The sequence below is a fragment of the Streptomyces sp. SID5785 genome, from assembly GCF_009870065.1.
Taxonomy (GTDB): Bacteria; Actinomycetota; Actinomycetes; order Streptomycetales; family Streptomycetaceae; genus Streptomyces.
The window spans coordinates 1-20,897 of record NZ_WWIA01000908.1 but is presented as its reverse complement, the minus strand read 5'-3'; the positions used below and the strand labels follow the sequence as shown (position 1 = coordinate 20,897).

Below are 20,897 nucleotides of genomic sequence, written 5' to 3'. Positions count from 1 at the left end.
CAAGCCCCTCCGGCGATTGAGGAGCGGGGTCCGGGGCGGAGCCCCGGGGCCGGCGGCCAGGAGGCCCGCACGACAAAGCCCCGGGCCCGCAGAACGCGGAGAACCCGGGGCCAGCACGCCGGAGGCGATCAGCAGCCGATCAGCCGCGCCGCGAGATACCCCTCGATCTGGTCGAGAGACACCCGCTCCTGCTTCATCGTGTCCCGCTCCCGCACGGTGACCGCGTTGTCCTCGAGCGTGTCGAAGTCGACGGTGACACAGAACGGCGTACCGATCTCGTCCTGGCGGCGGTAGCGCCGCCCGATCGCACCGGCGTCGTCGAACTCGATGTTCCAGTGCTGGCGCAGCGCCGCCGCGAGCCCCTTCGCCTTGGGCGACAGCTCCGGGTTGCGCGACAGCGGCAGAACGGCCACCTTCACGGGCGCGATGCGCGGGTCGAAGCGCATGACGGTGCGCTTCTCCATCTTGCCCTTGGCGTTGGGCGCCTCGTCCTCGAAGTACGAGTCGAGCATGAAGGCGAGCATCGTGCGGCCGACACCGGCCGCGGGCTCGATGACGTACGGCGTGTACCGCTCGCCCTTCTCCTGGTCGTAGTAGGAGAGGTCCTGGCCGGAGGCCTTGGAGTGGGCGGAGAGGTCGTAGTCGGTGCGGTTGGCGACGCCCTCGAGCTCGCCCCACTCGCTGCCGCCGAAGCGGAAGCGGTACTCGATGTCAGCGGTGCGCTTCGAGTAGTGGGAGAGCTTCTCCTTCGGGTGCTCGAACCACCGCATGTTCTCCTCGCGCAGGCCGAGACCGGTGTACCAGTTCCAGCGCTGCTCCATCCAGTATTCCTGCCACTGCTCGTCCTCGCCGGGCTTGACGAAGAACTCCATCTCCATCTGCTCGAACTCGCGGGTGCGGAAGATGAAGTTGCCGGGCGTGATCTCGTTGCGGAACGACTTGCCCATCTGCGCGATGCCGAAGGGCGGCTTGCGGCGCGAAGTCGTCTGCACCTGGCTGAAGTTGGTGAAGATGCCCTGGGCGGTCTCGGGGCGCAGGTAGGCGACGGAGCCGCTGTCCTGCGTGGGGCCGAGGTGCGTGGAGAGCAGGCCCGAGAACTGCTTGGGCTCGGTGAAGGAGCCCTTGGTGCCGCAGTTGGGGCAGTTGATGTCCGCCAGGCCGTTCTCCGGGAGGCGGCCCTTCTTCTCCTCGTACGCCTCTTCCAGGTGGTCCGCACGGAACCGCTTGTGACAGGAGGTGCACTCGGTCAGCGGGTCGGTGAACGTGGCGACGTGGCCGGAGGCCTGCCAGACCTCGGTCGCCAGGATCACGGACGAGTCGATACCGACGACGTCCTCGCGCGAGGTGACCATGTAGCGCCACCACTGACGCTTGAGGTTCTCCTTCAGCTCCACGCCCAGCGGACCGTAGTCCCAGGCGGCGCGCTGACCGCCGTAGATCTCGCTGCAGGGATAGACGAAGCCACGGCGCTTGCTGAGGCTGACGATGGTGTCGATCTTGTCGGCGGCCACGGTGCTCTCTTCATTACGACGACGACGAGTGCGCTGGATACGCACTCCGGGAGCGAATGGTTCAGGTTAACGGCGGGGCCACCCCCCTCACCAAATCGGTTCCGGGTCCTGAGTCACCACAGAGCGGGACGAAGGGCTTGTTGACAATCGTTTCCAGTTTTGTTGAAAATGAGTGTCATGAACGTGCGCCTGCCCCGGCCGCTCTCCCGCCGCCGCCTCATATCCACGACCGCCGTCGCCGCGACCACCGTCCTCGGCCTGACCGCCCTGTCCGCGTGCTCGACGTCCACCGCGGCCGACGGCAAGAACAGCGACGGAAAGCTCGACGTCGTCGCGTCCTTCTATCCGATGCAGTACCTCGCGGAGCGCATCGGCGGCTCGCACGTGAGCGTCACCAACCTCACCGAGCCCGGCCAGGAGCCGCACGACCTCGAGGTCAGCGCCCAGCAGCGGGCCCGCATCGAGCAGGCCGGTGTCGCCCTCTACCTCAAGGGCCTGCAGCCCTCCGTCGACGAGGCGATCAGCCAGTCCGAGATCGGCACCAAGGTCGACGCGGCCTCGCTGACCTCGCTGGAGAAGCACGGCTCCGAGGTCGGCGGCCACGCCGAGGAGCACGACCACGACCACGGCGACGAGCAGGGCTCCGACCCGCACATCTGGCTCGACCCCGTGAAGTACTCCGAGGTCGCCGAGGGCGTCGGCAAGGCCCTGGAGAAGGCCGACCCGGACCACGCCGCCGACTACAAGAAGAACACCGCGGCGCTCGTCGCGGACCTCGGCAAGCTGAACACCGCGTTCGAGGACGGCCTGAAGAACACCGACTCCAAGGTCTTCATCACCACGCACGCCGCCTTCGGCTACCTCGCCGAGCGCTACGGCCTCACCGAGGAGGCCATCAGCGGCCTCGACCCGGAGAGCGAGCCCAGCGCCGCCCGCGTCAAGGACCTCCAGAAGATGGCGAAGGCCGACGGCGTCACCACCGTCTTCTACGAGACCCTCGTCAGTGACAAGACGGCGAAGACGCTGGCCGGCGACGCCCACCTGAAGACGGACGTGCTCGACCCGCTCGAGGGCATCACGAAGAAGTCCAAGGGCGAGGACTACCTCCAGGTCATGCGGTCCAACCTGGCCGCACTGCAGAAGGCGCTCGGCGCCAAGTGACGTACGGACCGGGCGACCCGGCACAGAAGGGCGGCAGCACCGTGGGTGACACCGAAGAACCCGTCATCGCGCTGCGCGGCGTGACGGCCGAACTCGGCGCGCGGCCCGTGCTGCGCGGCATCGACCTGGCCGTCCACCGCGGCGAGGTCGTGGCCCTGCTCGGTGCCAACGGCTCGGGCAAGTCCACGGCGGTGCGCAGCATCATCGGCCAGGTCCCGGTCACCGGCGGCACGATCGAGCTGTTCGGCACCGAGCGGCGCCGCTTCCGGCAGTGGGCGCGCATCGGCTACGTGCCGCAGCGCACGACCGCGTCGGGCGGCGTGCCCGCGACGGTCGCCGAGGTCGTCGCCTCCGGACGCCTGTCGCGCACCCGCTTCGGCATCATGCGCCGGTCCGACCGCGCGGCCGTGACCCGCGCCCTGGAGCTGGTGCGGATGGCCGACCGGGCCCAGGACTCGGTCGACGCGCTCTCCGGCGGCCAGCACCAGCGCGTGCTGATCGCCCGCGCCCTGGCCGCCGAGCCCGAGCTGCTGATCATGGACGAGCCGATGGCCGGCGTCGACCTGGCCAGCCAGGAGGTGCTCGCCTCGACGCTGCGCGAGCAGGTCGCGGGCGGCGCCACCGTCCTGCTCGTCCTGCACGAGCTGGGCCCCCTGGAGCCGCTCATCGACCGCGCCGTCGTGCTCCGCGACGGCTGCGTCCTGCACGACGGGCCGCCCCCGAAGGCCGTCGGCCAGCACGCGCTGCCCGGCCACGACCACGTCCACCCGCACACCCCCGCGGGCGCCGAACCGATCCGTACAGGACTGCTGAGCTGATGGAATTCCTCGACTTCGCCTTCATGCAGCGGGCCCTGCTCGCCGCCGTCCTCATCGGCGTCACGGCCCCCGCGATCGGCATCTACCTGGTCCAGCGCCGCCAGGCCCTCATGGGCGACGGCATCGGGCACGTCGCGATGACCGGCGTCGGCCTCGGCTTCCTGCTGTCCACGTCGCCGGTGTGGATGGCGATGGCCGTCTCGGCGCTCGGCGCGCTGATCATGGAGCTGATCCGCTGGTACGGGAAGACGCGCGGCGACATCGCGCTCGCCATGCTGTTCTACGGCGGCATGGCCGGCGGCGTCATGCTGATCAACCTGGCGCCGGGCGGCTCGACCGCCAATCTCGGCTCCTACCTGTTCGGCTCGCTCACCACGGTCTCGCCGTCCGACGTCACCGCGATCTGCGTTCTCGCGGCCTTCGTGGTCCTGGTCACCGTGGGGCTGCGCCGCCAGCTGTTCGCGGTCAGCCAGGACGAGGAGTTCGCGCGCGTCACCGGCCTGCCGGTGCGCGCCCTGAACCTCCTGATCGCGATCACCGCGGCGGTCACCGTCACCGTCGCGATGCGCGTCGTGGGGCTGCTGCTCGTGTCGGCGCTCATGGTGGTGCCGGTCGCGGCGGCTCAGCAGCTGACCCGCAGCTTCAGGGCGACGTTCGTGGTCGCGGTCGCGATCGGCGTCGTCGTCACGCTCGGCGGCACCGTCACCTCGTACTACCAGGACGTGCCGCCCGGCGCGACGATCGTGCTGCTCACCATCGCGGTGTTCATCGCCCTGACGCTGCTGGCGACGCCGCTGGCCCGGCGCCGGGCCCGGGCGGCCGCGGCCGTCGCCGGGGATCCGGCGGAGTGCGTGATCCCCGGGCAGGCGCCCGCCGAGGTCTGACCCGGCCGCGGCGCCGCCTGGCACAATGGCGGCGGTACGCAGGTGGCAGGGACGTGAGGAGGAACCCGTGGCAGCCCCGGTTCGAGGCAGGTCGACCCGCCAGCGCGCGGCCGTGGCGGCGGCGCTCGACGAGGTGGACGAGTTCCGCAGCGCCCAGGAACTGCACGACGTGCTCAAGCACAAGGGCGACTCGGTGGGGCTGACGACGGTCTACCGCACCCTTCAGTCCCTCGCCGACGCGGGTGAGGTCGACGTGCTGCGCACGACGGAGGGCGAGGCGGTGTACCGCCGGTGCTCCTCCGGGGACCATCACCATCACCTGGTGTGCCGCGTGTGCGGCAAGGCGGTCGAGGTCGAGGGGCCGGCCGTCGAGAAGTGGGCGGAGGCGATCGCGTCCGAGCACGGGTACGTGAACGTGGCGCACACGGTGGAGATCTTCGGCACGTGCGCGGAGTGCGCGGGCGCTCCTGCCTGATCCGCGCGGCTCCTTCAGCCGTCGCCCAGGGGACTCCAGGCCGGGCCCGGGCCGTTCTGCCCGACCCGGCCGAACACGACATCGGCGAAGTGGACGCCGAAGCCGATCGTGCCGGGCTCGGCCAGCTCGGCCACGAGACGGCGCCGGTGGTCCGCGGACCGGGCGGGGTCGTGGTCGTAGACGCAGGACCACTCGGGATGGTCCACCTGGATCGGTGAGTGCAGGGAGTCGCCGAAGGCGATCAGCCGGGTCCCGCCTCCCGAGATGACGAACTCCGCGTGTCCCGCCGTGTGGCCGCCGGTGATGCGGACCCGCACGCCGGGGAAGATCTCCTGTCCGTCGGTCACCGTGCGGACCCGCGGCGCGAGGGCGGCGATGCCGTCCTCGCCGGCGGTCGCGGCCCATTCGGGCTCGGTCACGAGGTGGTCGGCGCGGGCGAAGACCGTTCCGTCGCCGTCCGGGCCGGGCTGCGTGGCCCAGCCGGTGTGATCGGGGTGCAGGTGGCTGAAGGCCACGGCTTCGATCTGCTCCGGGGAGCGCCCGAGCGCGGCCAGGCTGTCCAGGAGCGCGCCGCCGTACATGGCGCCGTTCGGCGTCGCGGGATCGGCCGGCAGCGAGTGCGGGCCGAATCCCGTGTCGATCAGCAGCGCGCGGTCACCGTGCTCCACCAGCAGGCCACCGAGACTCGCCACGAGGCAGCCGGAGGCATCGAGATACTCGGGGTGAACGGTCCAGGTCGCGTCGGTGGTGCCCGGCAGCCAGGCGCCCGGCCGGCCCTGCACCGCACCGTCGGGAACGTAGGAGACCTTCGTGTCGCCCAGCCACAGCGAGCGCAGGCCCGCCGGTCGACGCAGTCGTTCATCGGGGTGGATCGCGGAAGTCGTCACCGCCCCACCATAAGCATCAAGCTTGAATCATTCAAGCTGTAATCATTAAGACTTGATGGACTTGCTAGGGTGGGAGACATGACGCCCCCCTCGCAAGCGCAGACCATCGCCGAACGGGAACTGTGCGGCCTGGTGGACGGGTTGGCCCACCAGATCGCTCAGCACGTGCGTCAGCGCGCCGCGGCCCTGGGTCTCACCGCGGCCCAGGCGACCGCCCTGCGGGAGATGACGGGGCCGATGACCATGCGGGAGCTCGCCGAGCGCATGAGCTGCGAGCCGTCCAACGCCACGTTCGTCATCGACAAGCTCGAGAAGCAGGCCCTGGTCGAGCGCCGCCCCCACCCCACCGACCGGCGCGCGAAGCACCTCGCCCTCACCGCGGAGGGCACCACCCTGCGCGACCGGCTCCTCGAACTCCTCACGCAGGAATCGCCGTTGGCGGCCCTCACCCCTGAGCAGCAGCAGGCCCTGCACGGCCTGCTGGAGAAGGCAGTCGTCCGTCCGTAGCGGGGCGAGAGGGACTCCGCCGACACGGCCTAGCCCTCGCGCTCCAGCTGGAGCAGGACCTCGTTGGGCGTCGCCCCACCGAAGCGGCGGTCGCGCGAGGCGTACTCGACACACGCGCGCCACAGGTCACGCCGGTCGAAGTCCGGCCACAGGACATCCTGGAACACCATCTCGGCGTACGCGCTCTGCCACAGCAGGTAGTTGGACGTGCGCTGCTCCCCGCTGGGCCGCAGGAACAGGTCCACGTCCGGCATGTCCGGGTAGTACAGGTACTTGGCGAACGTCTTCTCGCTGACCTTCGACGGGTCGAGCCGCCCCGCCTTCACGTCCTCGGCGAGCGCCTGCGCGGCGTCGGCGATCTCGGCGCGGCCGCCGTAGTTCATGCAGAAGTAGAGGGTCAGCTTGTCGTTGCCCTTGGTCTGCTCCTGGGAGATCTCCAGCTCCTTGGCGACCGACTTCCACAGCTTGGGCATGCGGCCCACCCAGCGGACCCTGATGCCGAGTTCGTCGAGCTGGTCGCGGGTCTTGCGGATGAAGTCGCGGTTGAAGTTCATGAGGAACTTCACCTCGTCCGGGGACCGCTTCCAGTTCTCCGTCGAGAAGGCGTACAGCGAGATCGCGCCGACGCCCATCTCGATGGCGCCCTGGAGGACGTCGAGGACGCGCTCGGCGCCGACCTTGTGGCCCTCGGTGCGGGGCAGGCCGCGCTCCTTGGCCCACCGGCCGTTGCCGTCCATCACGATGGCCACGTGCTGGGGCACCAGCTCGCCCGGGACCTTCGGCGGCCGGGCGCCCGACGGGTGCGGTTCGGGGGTCTTGTACTCACGACGGGACCGTCCGAGGATTCCGCGACGTGCCATGTTCCGGGCCTCTCCCCTAGCTCAGCTTTTCTCTACGTAACGCAGTGAGCGCAGACCGCGCTCCAGGTGCCAGTGCAGGTACGCCGACACCAGCCCGCTGCCCTCGCGCACGAACCGTGCCTCGCACGCGTCCGCGGTCGCCCAGTCGCCGGTCAGCAGCGCGCCGAGCAGGTCGAGGGCCTGGGGTGAGGGTACGACGCTGCCCGGTACCCGGCAGTCGACGCAAACCGAGCCGCCCGCACCGACCGAGAAGAACCGGTTCGGACCGGGCATTCCGCACTTCGCACAGTCCCCGAAGGTGGGCGCGTAGCCGTTCACCGCGAGCGAGCGGAGCAGGAAGGCGTCGAGGATCAGGTGCGGCTCGTGCTCGCCGCGGGCGAGCGTGCGCAGCGCGCCGACGAGCAGCAGGTACTGCTGGACCGCCGGTTCGCCCTCGTGGTCCGTGAACCGCTCGGCGGTCTCCAGCATCGCCGTGCCCGCCGTGTAGCGCGCGTAGTCGGTGACGATGCCGCCGCCGTACGCGGCGATGGTCTCACTCTGCGTGCACAGCGGCAGCCCGCGCCCGATCAGCTCGCTGCCGCGGGCGAAGAACTGCACGTCGACGTGGGAGAAGGGTTCGAGCCGGGCGCCGAACTTCGACTTGGTCCGGCGCACCCCCCGGGCCACGGCCCGCACGCGTCCGTGACCGCGCGTGAGCAGCGTGATGATGCGGTCCGCCTCACCCAGCTTCTGGGTGCGCAGCACGATGCCGTCGTCGCGGAACAGACTCATGGCCCCATTGTCCCCCACGGGGTGGGCCGCGATCGCGGCCCACCCTCCGGCCCGCGACGGCCGGCCGGTGAGCGGGCCGTCAGGACACCTCCCCGCGACTGCGCCGGTTCTCGTACGCCGTCGCCGCCCACAGCCGCTCGTGCGTCGTCGCCTCCCGCAGCAGCTCGGGCTCGCAGTCCCACTCGCGCCCGCCGCCGTACGGGCGCAGCTGCACGTACGGACCCTCGTGGCCCATCACGCGCCCCACCCGACCGGTGCTCGTGTCGACCGCGTACGAACCGATCGGTGGCTTCATCGCGCTGCGCTCCTGTCGTCCTGGCTTGCGAGGAGAACGGCGGCGAGACGGGACGCCGCGTCAACCGAACAACGCCCCAATTCCACCAATGGACACGGGGAGCTCCGTGCGATTGACCCCGGATCCAGCCCGAGGGACGGCAGCACAATTCCCGCCGCCGCGAGTGCGGACCGCACCTTCTCCACCGTTTCCTCGGCCTCCTCCACACACGCCCCGGCATGCTTCCCATTGCCCGTCACCTGGCTCCCCTTCCCGATCCGATTTCACGCTTCCGGTCACCACGGTGGCGTCGCGTCTCTACAGTGGGGAAGGCTCTGCGCACTACAACTACGGGGCTGTACCTGGGGGTTGGCCATGGCCAATGGTTCGCGGCAGGCGGCGTGGGAGTTCTTCGGGCTCGAACTGAAGCGGCGCCGCGAGGACGCGGGGCTGACCCAAGTGGAGTTGGGCTTACGCGTATTCGTTTCCGGCGGGTACATCGGCCAGTTCGAACAGGCTATTCGCAAACCGCAGTTGGATGTCGCCCACAGGATTGACGAGGCGCTGCAAACCGACGGTATTTTCGAGCGGATGTGGCACCAGCTGATCGACGATCGGCGGTATGCGGAGTATTTCGCCGCCGCGGCGGAGCTGGAGTCGTCGGCGACCAAAGTCTGCGACTTCGAACCGTTCGTCATCCCGGGGCTGCTCCAGACCCCCGAGTATGCCCGGGCGATCACCCTCGCGAGCAACCCCTTCGCGCCCGAGGCGTACATCGAGGAGACCGTCACCGCGCGCTTGGACCGGGCACAGCTGCTCAGCGCGGACACTCGGCCGCTCTACTGGGCGATTCTGCACGAGACGGCGCTACGCGTGCCGGTCGGCGGCCCGGCCGTGATGTCACGCCAACTGCAACAGCTCGTCACGCTGTCCCGCAACCGCTGGGCGCTGGTGCTCGTACTGCCCTACGCCGTCGGCGCGCATGCTCAGATGGGCAAGTCGCTCCGGCTCATGGAGTTCGAGGACGCACCGCCAACCGCCTATACAGAGGCCGTGTATTCAGGGAATCTGCTGGACGATCCGGCAGTAGTGAAGCGGGCACAGGCGGCTTACGATCTCCTCAGGGCCGCCGCGCTGCCGCCGGAGGCGTCCCGGGCACTGATCGAATCGGCGGCGGAGGACTACGAGCGATGCGCGAGTTCGACCTGACGAACGCCCGTTGGCGGAAGTCCACGTACAGCGACGGCGACGGGGGCAACTGCGTCGAGGTCGCGTCCGACTTCATCGGTGCCGCCCGTTGGCGGAAGTCCACCTACAGCGACGGGAACGGCGGCGACTGCGTCGAGGTGGCCGACGGTGTGCCCGGCGTCGTCCCCGTCCGGGACTCCAAGGTCACGGGCGGGGACGTCGTCGTGGTCGGGGCCGGGGCGTGGGCCGCGTTCGTGGACGGGGTGCGCGCGCTTCCCTAGGACGGGTTCGACGGGGCGACGAGGCCCGACTCGTACGCCAGGATGACGAGTTGGGCCCGGTCGCGGGCCGCGAGCTTGCCCATGATGCGGCTCACGTGGGTCTTCGCGGTGAGCGGGCTGAGTCCGAGGGTGTCGGCGATCTCCGTGTTCGTGAGGCCGCGGGCCACGAGCGTCAGGACCTGGCGTTCGCGGGGCGAGAGCTGCTCGAGGCAGCCGTCGCCGTCGGGGGCCGGGATCTCGGGGGCGCGCAGGACTCGGGCGATGAGCCGGGCCGTGGGGCCCGGGGAGAGCAGCGCCTCGCCGGCGGCGACCGTGCGGATGGCGTCGAGGAGTTCGGCGGGGCGGGTGTCCTTGACGAGGAAGCCCGAGGCGCCCGCGCGCAGGGCCTCCACGACGTGCTCGTCGGTGTCGTAGGTCGTCAGCATCAGGACCCTGACGCCCGCCAGGTCCTCGTCGGCGGCGAGCAGCCGGGTGGCCTCGATGCCGTCCAGGTCGGGCATGCGGATGTCCATCACCACGAGGTCGGCGCGTGCCTCCCTGGCCAGCCGGACGGCTTCCCGGCCGGTCGCGGCCTGGCCCACGACGGTCATGTCGGGGGCGGAGTCGACGAGCAGCGCGAAGGCGGCCCGCACGAGGGCCTGGTCGTCCGCGAGCAGCACTCTGACGGGGGCGTTCATCGGGGTTCCTCGGTCGGTCGGTGGGCGGCCGGTCCGCCGGGTACGGGGATGCGTGCCGCGACCCGGAAGCCGCCCTCGTCCCGCGGGCCCGCCTCCAGGGTGCCCAGGACGCTGCGGGCCCGCTCGCGCATGCCGACGAGGCCGAACCCGCCCCCGCCGGCCGGTGGCGCGGTGCCGACGCCGTCGTCCTGGACCGTGACCCGCAGCTCGCCCTGCCCGGCGCCGATCTCGACCCGGACGGACACGTCGGGGCCGCCGTGACGGACCGCGTTCGTCAGGGCCTCCTGCACGATCCGGTACGCGGCCGCGCCGACCGCCGGCGGCACCTGCGGCGGGTCGAGCACGGCGGTGACGACCGCGCCCGCCGTCCGGGCCGCCGCGAGCAGTTCGGGGACGCCGTCGAGGCCGGGCAGCGGGCCGCGCGACTCGTCCGGTGACGCGCGCAGCACTTCGAGGGTGGCGCGCAGTTCGCCGCGCGCGGAGCGGCACGTGTCGGCGATGTCGTCGAGCGCTCTGGCGACGGCGGCCCGGTCCAGGCGGTCGGGGTCGGCGTTCAGGACGTGGGCGGCGACGGAGGTCTGGACGCCGACGAGGGTGATGCTGTGGGCGAGGAGGTCGTGCAGGTCGCGGGCGACGCGCAGGCGCTCCTCGGCGACCCGGCGGCGGGCCTCCTCCTCGCGGGTGCGCTCGGCCCGTTCGGCGCGCTCGACGATCGAGGCCAGGTACTGCCGGTGCACGCGCGCGTAGACGCCGAGGAGGAGCACGGCGACGATCCAGCCGGCGACGCGCAGGGCTTCGGCGCCCTCGGCCATGCCCTTGCTGAACTTGACGGTCAGCATCAGCCCGATGACGCCGACGCCGATGAGCACGGAGCGCCGCGGCCTGCCGGTCATGGCGACCGTGAACAGGCCCACGAGGGAGACCGCGAGCGGCGCGGTGTGGTGGAAGTCCATCGCGTGGTACGGGGCGACGCAGGCGACGACGCCGAGGAAGGAGGCGAGCGGCGCGGTCCGCCGCCAGGCCATCGGGACGTGGGCGAGCAGCAGGAGCGCCCAGCCGAAGGCGGTCGGCCGGCGGCCCTCGTCGGGGAGGCCGAGCGCGAACGCCACGTCGACGAGCGCGAGGACGACGGCGAGCAGCGCGTCGTGGCGCAGCACGCGGGACGGGTCCGGCGGCCCGGCGGGCCGGTCGGATCCGGGCCGCAGTGAGGGAGGCAGCATCAGGCGGGTCACGTCCACCGGTCCATAGTGGGGCAGGCCGGTGCCCCTCCGGCACGGAGGGGCACCGTGGATCACTTGAGGGTGAGGACCGGTTCCCCGGTCGGCGGCGGCACCGGTGCGGCCGGTTCCGCGGCGAGCGGGCCCGGCCACCACACCCGGCGGCCCAGCAGCACGCTCGCCGACGTCACGAGGTACGTCCGCACGAGGAACGTGTCCAGGAGGACGCCGACCGCGATGACGAAGCCCAGTTCGACGAGCTGCACGAGCGGCATGTTGGTCAGCACGGCGAACGTCGCGGCGAGGACGAGTCCGGCGGAGGCGATGACGCCGCCGGTGGTGCGCAGGGCGGTCAGCGCGGCCGCGCGGGTGTCCTGGCCGCCGAGCACCTCCTCCCGCATCCGGTGCATGAGGAAGATCCCGTAGTCGACGCCGAGGGCGACGAGGAAGACGAACGAGAGCAGTCCGAGACCGGGGTCGGTGCCGGCGAAGCCGAAGAGCGGCTCGAGGACGAGCCCGGCGATACCGAGGGACGCGCCCCACACCGCGACCACCGCGACCAGCAGGAGCAGCGGTGCGACGAGGCTGCGCAGCAGGGCGACGAGGATCAGCAGGACGGCGGCGAGCACGATCGGGACGACGACGAGCCGGTCGCGGGCGTTGGTGTCCTTCAGGTCGAGCTGTTCGGCGCTGGGCCCGCCGACGTACGCGCCCTGTCCGTCGAGCCGGTCGCGCAGCGCCTCGATGGTCGCGGTCTCGGCGGCGCTCTGCGGGGCGGCGTCGGCGGTCACGGCGATCTCGGTCCAGCCGCCGCCGCTGCGCCCGGTCCTGACCTCGGCGACTCCGGGGGTGGCGCGGGCCGCGTCGAGGGCGCGGTCGGCGTCCCGGGCCGGGGCGAGCACGCTGATGGGCTGGGCGCTGTGGTCCGGGTAGGCGGCGGCGAGGGTCTGCATCGCGGTGACGGAGTCGGGCTTGTCGGTGAAGGAGTCCTCCTGCTTGAGGCTGCCGGGCAGGTTGAGCACGCCGAGAGCGAGGGCGCCGAGCAGGACGGCCCCGGCGCCGAGGACGGCGAGGGGCCTGCGTCCGGCCGAGGCGCCCATCGCGGAGAACAGGGACCTGCGCTGCCGGGGCACGGAGCCGAACGCGGGGATCAGCGGCCAGAACACGCGCCGCCCGAGCAGCACGAGGACCGCGGGCAGCAGGGTCAGCATGGCGGCGAGCGCGCACAGGACGCCGACGGCGCCGAGGGGGCCCATGCCGCGCGAGGAGTTGAGGTCGGCGGCCAGCAGGCAGAGCAGTCCGGCGGCGACGGTGCCCGAGGACGCGAGCACGGCGGGCCCGCAGCCGCGCAGGGCGGCGCGCATGGCGTCGTGGGGGCGCTCGACGCGGCGCAGCTCCTCGCGGTAGCGGGAGACGATGAGCAGCGCGTAGTCGGTGCCCGCGCCGAAGACGAGGATCGTCATCACGCCCTGGCTCTGCCCGGAGATCGTGGTGCCGAAGGCCTGGTTGAGCCCGTAGGCGACGCCCATGGACAGGAAGTCGGCGACGCCCGCGACGGCGAGCGGGACGAGCCACAGGAACGGGCTGCGGTAGATGAGGATCAGCAGCAGGGCGACGACGGCGACGGTCGTGTAGAGCAGCGGTCCGTCGAGCGACTGGTAGACCTCGCCGGCGTCGGTGGCCAGGGCGCCGGGGCCGCCGACATCGACGCCGAGTCCGCCGCCGGTGTCGTGGGCGAGGTCGCGCACGCCGTCGACGAACGTGTCGCGGGCCTTCTCGTCGGTGCCGGGGCCGGTGCTCGCGACCGGGTACATCAGGGTGTCGCCGGACGCCGAGGGGATGCCGCGCGGTGTCTCGACGAGGTCGAACCGGGCGTCCACGGAGGCGACCTGGCGGGCCGCCGCGGTGCGGTCGGCGGCGGTCAGGCCGCCGTCCCGGTGGTAGACGAGGACGAGGTCGGTGCTCTCGCCGCCGGGCAGCTTGTCCTGGAGCTTCGCGACCTGCGTCGAGTCGGCGCTCGCCGGCAGGTAGTCGACCGCCTTGTTGTGCTGGACGTCGCCGAGCCTGCCGGCGAACGGTCCGGCGAGGGCGAGCACGCCGATCCACAGGGCGAGCAGCACCCACGGCACCGCGCGCCTCTTCCCTCTCGGTGATGCGGCCATGGGCGGGCCCCTCTCGTGTCGACGTCCCGAAGTCCGGTGTCACCAGACTCGTCGACGGCGAGGGCCGTTCCATCGCGCCCGCGGCGGAGTCCCGGGGTACTGCCCCGGGGGGTGCGGGCGGCGCGGTACTCCCCGGGGAGTACCGCGCGGGGATCAGCTGGGGGTGCGGGCCGCGGCCACGAGCAGGTCGGCGACCTCGTCCGTGCACATGGTGAGGGCCGCGCCGACGGTGCCGAGGACATCGCGCTCGGCGGACGAGTACGGGCCGTCCGCGAGGGCGATCCGGGCGCCCTGGAGCAGGATCGACTCCCGTCCCGCCGGGGCGAGATGGGCGGCGAGCGGGTCGAGCGCCTCGTGCAGCTCGATGGCGAGCCCGGCGCCGGACCCGACGTGTTCGGGCAGTCGGCCCGCGTCGGTCACCAGCGCCTCGACGAGTGCGGCGAGCCGGTCCTCGGAGCTGTCGTCGAAGCCGGCCGCGCGCAGGACGCCGACCGCGCACTCCAGCGAGGGGCGCGAGGGGGAGCCGCCGACCGCGAGGACGGCGAGCACGACCGTGTGGACGGCGTCGCGCAGCATCGCGGAGAAGCGGTGCGTGGTCGGGTGGTCGAGCGCCTCCGTGCCGAACCGCCGCTCGCAGGCGGCGCACTGGACGACGGGCCCGGCCTGTCCGCGGGGCACGAGCGGCACTCCGAGGACGGTGAAGCGGCGCCGGCCGGTGCGCCGTTGGTAGTTGCGGTCGCCGCCGCAGCCGGGGCAGAAGAACTCCCCGTCGCCCACGGTGGTCCAGGTGGTGTGCACTCCGAGCACCCGCGTGAGCCCGGTTCGCCGCATATGTCCCAGCTTCGGCAGCACGTCGCACACCTCCGTATCCGCGTCGCAACATCGCGGCGCTGGCGTGATGTTAGCCACATTGTCGACGCGCCGTCAGTACCTTGGTCACGACCGGATCACGGCGGACCGGCGCGGTGGCCGAGACATGACGCGGCCCCGCGCACCGACAAAAGGTGCACGGGGCCGGGAAATACCAGCTCAGCCGGGTCAGCGACCCGCGCGGTTCACCGCGGAGACGACGGCCTTCAGCGACGCACGTGTCGTATTCGCGTCGATGCCGATGCCCCACAGAACCTTGTCCTCGACGGCTACCTCGATGTACGAGGCGGCGACGGCCGAGGCACCCTCGCTCATCGTGTGCTCCTGGTAGTCCAGCAGCCGGGCGTCGACACCGATGCCCTGGAGGGCGTGGAAGAACGCGGAGATCGGACCGTTGCCCGTACCGACCAGGACGCGCTCCTCGCCGTCGACCTCGGCCTCGACGGTCAGCGTGTCCACGCCGTCGGTGTCGGTCGTGGTCTGGCCCTGCTTGACCTGGATACGGCCCCACGGGTTGGCCGGGTTGGGCAGGTACTCGTCCTGGAAGGTGCTCCAGATGTCCTTCGGGGTGACCTCGCCGCCCTCGGCGTCCGTCTTGGCCTGGATGACCTTCGAGAACTCGACCTGCATGCGGCGCGGCAGATCCAGCTTGTGGTCGTTCTTCAGGACGTAGGCGATACCGCCCTTGCCGGACTGCGAGTTGACCCGGATCACGGCCTCGTAGGAGCGGCCGACGTCCTTCGGGTCGATGGGCAGGTACGGCACGGCCCACTCGATGTCGTCGACGGTGACACCCCTGGCCGCGGCGTCGGCCTCCATCGCGTCGAAGCCCTTCTTGATGGCGTCCTGGTGGGAGCCGGAGAAGGACGTGTAGACCAGGTCGCCCGCGTACGGGTGGCGCGCGTGGACCTCCATCTGGTTGCAGTACTCCCACGTGCGACGGATCTCGTCGATGTCGGAGAAGTCGATCTGCGGGTCGACGCCCTGCGAGAACAGGTTCATCCCCAGGGTGACCAGGTCGACGTTGCCGGTGCGCTCGCCCTGGCCGAACAGGCAGCCCTCGACGCGGTCGGCGCCGGCCATCACGGCCAGCTCGGCGGCGGCGACGGCGGTGCCCCGGTCGTTGTGCGGGTGGACCGACAGGACCACGTGCTCGCGGCGGGACAGGTTGCGGCCCATCCACTCGAAGCGGTCCGCGTGCGTCGACGGGGTCGAACGCTCCACCGTGGCGGGCAGGTTGAGGATGATCTCGCGGCCCGGGCCCGGCTGGTACACGTCCATGACGGCCTCGCAGACCTCCAGGGCGAAGTCCAGCTCGGTGTCCGTGAAGATCTCGGGGCTGTACTGGTAGCCGAACTCGGTCTCCGGACCCAGGATCTTCTCCGCGTACTCCATCACCAGGCGGGTGCCGTCGACGGCGATCTGCTTGATGTCGTCCCTGGAGCCGCGGAAGACGACGCGGCGGAAGACCGGCGCCGTCGCGTTGTACAGGTGGACCGTCGCGCGCTTGGCGCCCTTCAGGGACTCGACGGTCCGCTCGATCAGGTCCTCACGGGACTGCGTCAGTACGGAGATCGTCACGTCGTCCGGGATGGCACCCGGCTCCTCGATGATCGAGCGGACGAAGTCGAAGTCGGTCTGGCCGGAGGCGGGGAAACCGACCTCGATCTCCTTGTAGCCCATCGCGACCAGCTGGTCGAACATCCGGCGCTTGCGCTCGGGCGACATCGGGTCGATCAGGGCCTGGTTGCCGTCGCGCAGGTCCGTGGAGAGCCAGCGGGGGGCGGCGGTGATCCGCCGGTTCGGCCAGGTGCGGTCGGCGATGTCGACCTGCTCGTACTGGCCGTACTTGTGGATCGGCATGCTGCTGGTCTGCTGGCGGTTCGCCATGATGCGGGGGCTCCTCAGAGGATGGCCGGTAAGGCGGCCGACGGCGCAACGCCAAACTCCGCGGGGAGGGGGTCGGCCTCGACTACAGGCCCTCGCCGCGGCAGCTAAGGAGAAGCAGCCCGAATCGCATGATGCATCGCACTGTAACCGAGTCCTGCCGGGCGCGGAGGGCCGTATCAGTATGCGGGACGACGATCGGGTAACGGGTCAAAGGTGAGGAATCCCTCTATTTCGCTAATCCCTTGTCGCACCCCGTGACAGTCTCGTGACGCAGTGCCACATTGCCAGACATGACCACCGACGCGCCGGGCTTCGAGCCCGTCTTCTGCACCATCGTCCCGCCGCACCTCCTGGACCGGGTCGCCCGCTCCTCGGACACCGCCAAGGCCGACCGCGCCCGCCGGACCCTGGAGCGCGACGCGACCGAGCGGCACCGGCGCCGGGAGGCCGCGCTCGTACGCACCGCCGTCGCCCCACCCGCCGCGCCGCCCGCCGACGCGAAGCCGCGGCGCACCGTCCACGACGCGGCGCACGGCACGACCCTGCCGGGCACCAAGGTCCGCGGCGAGGGCGACGAGCCCGGCGCCGACGCGACCGTCAACCGCGCCTACGCGGGCCTCGGCGCCACCTTCGAGCTCTACCTGAACACGTACGCCCGCTACTCCATCGACGGCCACGGCCTGCCCCTCGACGCGACCGTCCACTACGACCGGGACTACAACAACGCGTTCTGGAACGGCGAGCAGATGGTGTTCGGCGACGGCGACGGCGAGATCTTCCTCGACTTCACCCTGCCCGTCGACGTCATCGGCCACGAACTCACCCACGGCGTCACCCAGTACACGGCGAATCTCACCTACGCGGGCCAGGCCGGCGCCCTGAACGAGTCACTGTCCGACGTCTTCGGCTCCCTCATCAAGCAGTACACGCTGAACCAGACGGCCACCGAGGCCGACTGGCTGATCGGCGCAGGACTGCTCGCGCCCGACGTGCAGGGCGTGGCCCTGCGCTCCATGAAGGCCCCCGGCACCGCGTACGACGACGACGTCCTCGGCAAGGACCCGCAGCCCGCCGACATGGACCACTACGTGGACACCGAGGAGGACAACGGCGGGGTGCACATCAACTCCGGCATCCCCAACCACGCCTTCTACCTGCTGGCCACCGAGCTCGGCGGGCAGGCCTGGGAGCGGGCCGGGCAGATCTGGTTCGACACCCTCACCGGCGGCGACCTGGCGACCGACGCCGGCTTCGCCGACTTCGCGCGGCTGACCGCCGCGGCCGCCCGCACCCGCTACGGCGCGGGCGACGAGACGCAGGCCGTCCTCAAGGCCTGGGAGCAGGTCGGGGTGCCCACGAGCTGAGCGGGTAGACAGGCAGCCATGCGGATTCACGTCAGGCGCACGGGCGGCTTCGCCGGGATCGCCCGGCAGGCCGGGATCGACACGACGGGACGGGGCGACGCCGCCCAGTGGCGGGCCCTGGCCGAGGCGGCACTCACCGGCGGCCGGGACGCGCCGCCGGACCCGGTGCCCGACGGGTTCAGCTACGCGATCACCGTCGACGGACGGACCGTGTACTGCGCCGATCCCCGGCTCACCCACGAGCAGCGCACGCTGATCACCCGGGTCCTCAAGGAGGGGGCGTGAGAGCCCCGCGCGGAAGTTGACCGCCTTCCCCTGCACGGGCGTTGACTTCCTACCGGGCGGTACGGATGATCGCGGCCATGGCAGCCACCACGGACCCGCTCCCGCAGTTCCCGCCCGGATTCCTGTGGGGCGTCTCCACCTCCGCCCACCAGATCGAGGGCGCCGTCGACGGACGCGCGCCCTCCGTCTGGGACGCCTTCAGCGCCGAACCCGGCCGCATCAGGGACGGCTCGACCGCGGACACCGCCTGCGACCACGTGGCCCGCTACCGCGAGGACGTCGCGCTCGTCCGCGGCCTCGGCGCCGACGCGTACCGCTTCTCCGTCTCCTGGCCGCGCGTGCTGCGGCCCGGCGGGCTCGACTTCTACGACCGGCTCGTCGACGAACTGTGCGCCCAGGGGGTACGCCCCGTACCGACGCTCTTCCACTGGGACCTGCCCGCCGAGATCGAGACGGCGGGCGGCTGGCAGGAACGGGACACCGCGGCCCGGTTCGCCGCGTACGCCGAGACCGTCGTGGCGCGGCTCGGCGACCGCACCGACACCTGGATCACCCTCAACGAACCCGCCGAGCACACCCTGCTCGGCCACGCACTCGGCCAGCACGCACCCGGCCGGGCCCTGCTCTTCGACGCGCTGCCCGTCGCCCACCACCAGCTCCTCGCGCACGGCCTCGCCGCCCAGGCGCTGCGCGCGGCCGGCGTCACCGACCTCGGCATCGCCAACTCGCACGGCCCGACCTGGCCCGCCTCCGGCTCCCCCGCCGACACCGAGGCGGCCGACTTCTACGACATCGTCCTCAACCGGCTCTTCTCCGACCCGCTGCTGCTCGGCCGCTACCCCGACGGGTTCGGCGACCTGATGCCCGCCGCCGACCTGGCCGCCGACCTCGAACTGATCTCCCGGGACAGCCTCGACTGGTACGGGGTGAACTTCTACCAGCCGACGAAGGTGGGCGCGCCCGTGCCCGACGCCGCCGACACCGAGTTCTCCGGACTCACGATCCCCGCCGAACTCCCCTTCTCCGTACGGGAGATCGAGGGGTACCCGGTGACGGACTTCGGCTGGCCCGTCGTCCCCGACGCGCTCACCGAACTCCTCACGTCCTTCCGCGACCGCTACGGCGACCGTCTGCCGCCCGTCGTCATCACCGAGAACGGCTGCGCCTACGACGGCCTCGACGACCAGGACCGCATCGCCTACCTCGACGGGCACCTGCGGGCCCTGCACCGGGCCACCGGCGCCGGCGTCCCCGTCCGCGGATACTTCGTCTGGTCGCTCCTGGACAACTGGGAGTGGGCCGAGGGGTACACCAAGCGCTTCGGACTCGTCCACGTCGACTACGCGACCCAGACCCGCACCCCGAAAGCCTCGTACCACTGGCTGCGGGACGCACTGCGCGCACAGCGGGCATGACCGCCCTCGCCCTGGAGGAACCCGCCGAGCGGGTCGGGCGCGGCTGGACGGCAGCACTGTCGCTGGCCAACGGGGCGATCTGGGTGGGCTGGTACGGGCCGCTGCAGATCCTGCTCGCCCGGCAGTCCGCACACTTCGCGCCCGGCACCGGGCTGTCGAAGGAATCCCTGCTCGCCTGGGTCACCTGCGTCGGAGCCGTCGTCTCGCTCGCCGCGAACCCCCTCTTCGGGGCGCTGTCCGACCGCACCGTGTCGCGCCACGGACGGCGCACGCCGTGGATCGTGGCCGGGGCCGCGGGCGGAGCGCTGTCGCTGCTGCTGCTCGGGGTCGCCGACGCGGTCTGGGTGCTGTTCCTCGGCTGGTGCCTGGTCCAGCTCACCCTCAACGCGGCCTTCGCCGCCGTCACCGCGGCCGTCCCCGACCGGGTGCCGCGGCTCCAGCGCGGGGCCGTCGGCGGCTGGCTCGGCGCCGCGCAGATCCTCGGGGTCGTCGCCGGGACCGGGCTCGCGACCGCCGCCGGCGCGCTCGGAGGCGGCGGCGTGGGCGCCGGGTATGCGGCCTGCGCCGTCTTCACGCTGCTCGGCGTCGCGCCGTACGTCCTGCGCCACCCCGACCTGCGGCTCGCCGCCGGTGACCGGCCCGCATGGTCCTGGCGGTCCTTCGCCGCCGGATTCCGGCTGAGCCCGCGCGCCCACCCCGACCTGGCCTGGGCCTGGCTGACCCGCTTCCTGATCAACCTCGGCAACGCGCTGGTCCTGCTCTACCTCTACTACTACCTGCGCGATCGACTGCACCACGCCGACCCGGACTCCGGGGTGCTGATCCTCACGGCGGTCAACGGCGTGACACTGCTCGCCACCGTCGTGCTGGGCGGGGTGTGGTCCGACCGGGTCGGGCGGCGCAAGCCGTTCGTGCTCTGGTCCGGGGTTCTCATGGCGGTCGCGACCGGGATGCTGTCCGGGTGGCAGACCTGGAGCGGGGCGGTGGTCGCCGCGGCGGTGCTCGGGGTCGGGTTCGGGGTGTTCACGTCGGTGGACTTCGCGCTCATGACGGACGTGTTGCCTGCGGCGCTCGACCGGGGCAAGGATCTCGGCGTCATCAACATCGCCAACTCGTTGCCGCAGGTGGCGGCGCCGGTGGTGGCTGCGCCCCTGGTGGCGCATCTCGGGGGGTACCGGGTGCTGTATCTCGTCGCGGCCGGGGTCGGTCTCCTCGGATCACTCCTGGTCCACCGCATCAAGTCCGTCCCGTGACCGTGCCGCCCCGGGCACCCCGGCGCCGGGCGCGCACCGCGACGGACCCGGCCCGGGCCACGGCTCCCCCCGTAGGGGACCGGCTTCATCGCCGGGTGCCGCGCCGTCGTGGCCGTTCGCGCAGTTCCCCGCGCCCCTGACGGGGCA

The 20,897-nt window shown here is 71.7% G+C and carries 22 protein-coding genes; 11 read left to right on the top strand and 11 right to left on the bottom strand.

What is annotated here, in order from left to right; all coding sequences use genetic code 11:
* Nucleotides 1-128 precede the first annotated feature (128 nt).
* Nucleotides 129-1,511, bottom strand: a complete 1,383-nt coding sequence (locus tag GTW43_RS29995) for a glycine--tRNA ligase (protein ID WP_161305133.1) — start codon at nucleotides 1,509-1,511, stop codon at nucleotides 129-131.
* 177 nt (nucleotides 1,512-1,688) lie between these two features.
* On the opposite strand from GTW43_RS29995, the gene GTW43_RS29990 reads away from it, so the two are divergent.
* The 4 genes from GTW43_RS29990 to GTW43_RS29975 all read left to right on the top strand — a co-directional run bounded on the left by GTW43_RS29990 (nucleotide 1,689) and on the right by GTW43_RS29975 (nucleotide 4,849).
* Nucleotides 1,689-2,672: a metal ABC transporter substrate-binding protein gene (locus GTW43_RS29990; protein WP_161305132.1), complete on the top strand. Its 984-nt coding sequence runs from the start codon at nucleotides 1,689-1,691 to the stop codon at nucleotides 2,670-2,672.
* A 41-nt stretch (nucleotides 2,673-2,713) separates the two neighbouring features.
* A complete protein-coding gene (locus GTW43_RS29985) occupies nucleotides 2,714-3,490 on the top strand; it encodes a metal ABC transporter ATP-binding protein (RefSeq protein ID WP_161305137.1) in 777 nt (258 codons plus the stop codon).
* Complete coding sequence (locus tag GTW43_RS29980; protein WP_161305131.1) at nucleotides 3,490-4,374, top strand: metal ABC transporter permease; 885 nt, start codon at nucleotides 3,490-3,492, stop codon at nucleotides 4,372-4,374. Before GTW43_RS29985 ends, GTW43_RS29980 begins: the two co-directional genes overlap by 1 nt.
* Nucleotides 4,375-4,441: 67 nt before the next feature.
* The gene (locus GTW43_RS29975; RefSeq protein ID WP_343246163.1) at nucleotides 4,442-4,849 is read left to right on the top strand and encodes a transcriptional repressor; all 408 of its coding nucleotides are present in this window, start codon (nucleotides 4,442-4,444) and stop codon (nucleotides 4,847-4,849) included.
* Nucleotides 4,850-4,863: 14 nt separating this feature from the next.
* On the opposite strand, the gene GTW43_RS29970 is transcribed toward GTW43_RS29975, so the two are convergent.
* On the bottom strand, nucleotides 4,864-5,736 hold the full coding sequence (locus GTW43_RS29970) for an MBL fold metallo-hydrolase (RefSeq protein WP_343246162.1): 873 nt from the start codon (nucleotides 5,734-5,736) through the stop codon (nucleotides 4,864-4,866).
* A 78-nt stretch (nucleotides 5,737-5,814) separates the two neighbouring features.
* On the opposite strand from GTW43_RS29970, the gene GTW43_RS29965 reads away from it, so the two are divergent.
* Nucleotides 5,815-6,243, top strand: a complete 429-nt coding sequence (locus GTW43_RS29965; protein ID WP_161305129.1) for a MarR family transcriptional regulator — start codon at nucleotides 5,815-5,817, stop codon at nucleotides 6,241-6,243.
* Between the two features lie 29 nt (nucleotides 6,244-6,272).
* On the opposite strand, the gene GTW43_RS29960 is transcribed toward GTW43_RS29965, so the two are convergent.
* The 4 genes from GTW43_RS29960 to GTW43_RS38295 all read right to left on the bottom strand — a co-directional run bounded on the left by GTW43_RS29960 (nucleotide 6,273) and on the right by GTW43_RS38295 (nucleotide 8,408).
* Complete coding sequence (locus GTW43_RS29960; protein ID WP_161305128.1) at nucleotides 6,273-7,103, bottom strand: isoprenyl transferase; 831 nt, start codon at nucleotides 7,101-7,103, stop codon at nucleotides 6,273-6,275.
* Between the two features lie 21 nt (nucleotides 7,104-7,124).
* The gene (gene recO / locus GTW43_RS29955; RefSeq protein WP_161305127.1) at nucleotides 7,125-7,874 is read right to left on the bottom strand and encodes a DNA repair protein RecO; all 750 of its coding nucleotides are present in this window, start codon (nucleotides 7,872-7,874) and stop codon (nucleotides 7,125-7,127) included.
* A gap of 79 nt (nucleotides 7,875-7,953) precedes the next feature.
* On the bottom strand, nucleotides 7,954-8,169 hold the full coding sequence (locus GTW43_RS29950) for a hypothetical protein (RefSeq protein ID WP_161305126.1): 216 nt from the start codon (nucleotides 8,167-8,169) through the stop codon (nucleotides 7,954-7,956).
* A complete protein-coding gene (locus GTW43_RS38295) occupies nucleotides 8,166-8,408 on the bottom strand; it encodes a hypothetical protein (RefSeq protein ID WP_343246161.1) in 243 nt (80 codons plus the stop codon). The genes GTW43_RS29950 and GTW43_RS38295 overlap by 4 nt, the downstream gene beginning before the upstream one ends.
* A gap of 115 nt (nucleotides 8,409-8,523) precedes the next feature.
* Between GTW43_RS38295 and GTW43_RS29945 the strand changes: the two genes are divergently transcribed.
* A complete protein-coding gene (locus tag GTW43_RS29945) occupies nucleotides 8,524-9,357 on the top strand; it encodes a helix-turn-helix transcriptional regulator (RefSeq protein WP_161305125.1) in 834 nt (277 codons plus the stop codon).
* Nucleotides 9,339-9,617, top strand: coding sequence for a DUF397 domain-containing protein (locus GTW43_RS29940; RefSeq protein WP_161305124.1), 279 nt, complete (start codon nucleotides 9,339-9,341; stop codon nucleotides 9,615-9,617). Before GTW43_RS29945 ends, GTW43_RS29940 begins: the two co-directional genes overlap by 19 nt.
* On the opposite strand, the gene GTW43_RS29935 is transcribed toward GTW43_RS29940, so the two are convergent.
* The 5 genes from GTW43_RS29935 to leuA form a co-directional block, all read right to left on the bottom strand.
* On the bottom strand, nucleotides 9,614-10,294 hold the full coding sequence (locus tag GTW43_RS29935) for a response regulator transcription factor (RefSeq protein WP_161305123.1): 681 nt from the start codon (nucleotides 10,292-10,294) through the stop codon (nucleotides 9,614-9,616). The genes GTW43_RS29940 and GTW43_RS29935 overlap by 4 nt on opposite strands.
* Entirely contained in the window at nucleotides 10,291-11,532 is a 1,242-nt protein-coding gene (locus tag GTW43_RS29930) for a histidine kinase (protein ID WP_343246160.1), read from the bottom strand. Before GTW43_RS29930 ends, GTW43_RS29935 begins: the two co-directional genes overlap by 4 nt.
* Before the next feature lie 53 nt (nucleotides 11,533-11,585).
* Nucleotides 11,586-13,673, bottom strand: coding sequence for an MMPL family transporter (locus GTW43_RS29925; RefSeq protein WP_161305122.1), 2,088 nt, complete (start codon nucleotides 13,671-13,673; stop codon nucleotides 11,586-11,588).
* Nucleotides 13,674-13,826: 153 nt separating this feature from the next.
* Nucleotides 13,827-14,504 (bottom strand): TerB family tellurite resistance protein, encoded by a 678-nt coding sequence (locus tag GTW43_RS29920; RefSeq protein WP_161305121.1) that lies wholly within the window; start codon nucleotides 14,502-14,504, stop codon nucleotides 13,827-13,829.
* Between the two features lie 207 nt (nucleotides 14,505-14,711).
* Nucleotides 14,712-16,433 carry a 2-isopropylmalate synthase gene (gene leuA / locus GTW43_RS29915; protein WP_161305120.1) on the bottom strand — a complete coding sequence of 574 codons (1,722 nt, stop codon included), beginning with the start codon at nucleotides 16,431-16,433 and terminating at the stop codon, nucleotides 14,712-14,714.
* Between the two features lie 290 nt (nucleotides 16,434-16,723).
* Between leuA and GTW43_RS29910 the strand changes: the two genes are divergently transcribed.
* The 4 genes from GTW43_RS29910 to GTW43_RS29895 all read left to right on the top strand — a co-directional run bounded on the left by GTW43_RS29910 (nucleotide 16,724) and on the right by GTW43_RS29895 (nucleotide 20,750).
* Nucleotides 16,724-17,797, top strand: a complete 1,074-nt coding sequence (locus GTW43_RS29910; RefSeq protein WP_161305119.1) for a M4 family metallopeptidase — start codon at nucleotides 16,724-16,726, stop codon at nucleotides 17,795-17,797.
* A gap of 18 nt (nucleotides 17,798-17,815) precedes the next feature.
* Complete coding sequence (locus tag GTW43_RS29905; RefSeq protein WP_161305118.1) at nucleotides 17,816-18,082, top strand: protealysin inhibitor emfourin; 267 nt, start codon at nucleotides 17,816-17,818, stop codon at nucleotides 18,080-18,082.
* A 65-nt stretch (nucleotides 18,083-18,147) separates the two neighbouring features.
* Entirely contained in the window at nucleotides 18,148-19,497 is a 1,350-nt protein-coding gene (locus GTW43_RS29900; protein ID WP_161305134.1) for a GH1 family beta-glucosidase, read from the top strand.
* Nucleotides 19,494-20,750 (top strand): MFS transporter, encoded by a 1,257-nt coding sequence (locus GTW43_RS29895; RefSeq protein WP_161305117.1) that lies wholly within the window; start codon nucleotides 19,494-19,496, stop codon nucleotides 20,748-20,750. The genes GTW43_RS29900 and GTW43_RS29895 overlap by 4 nt, the downstream gene beginning before the upstream one ends.
* Nucleotides 20,751-20,897: the final 147 nt, after the last annotated feature.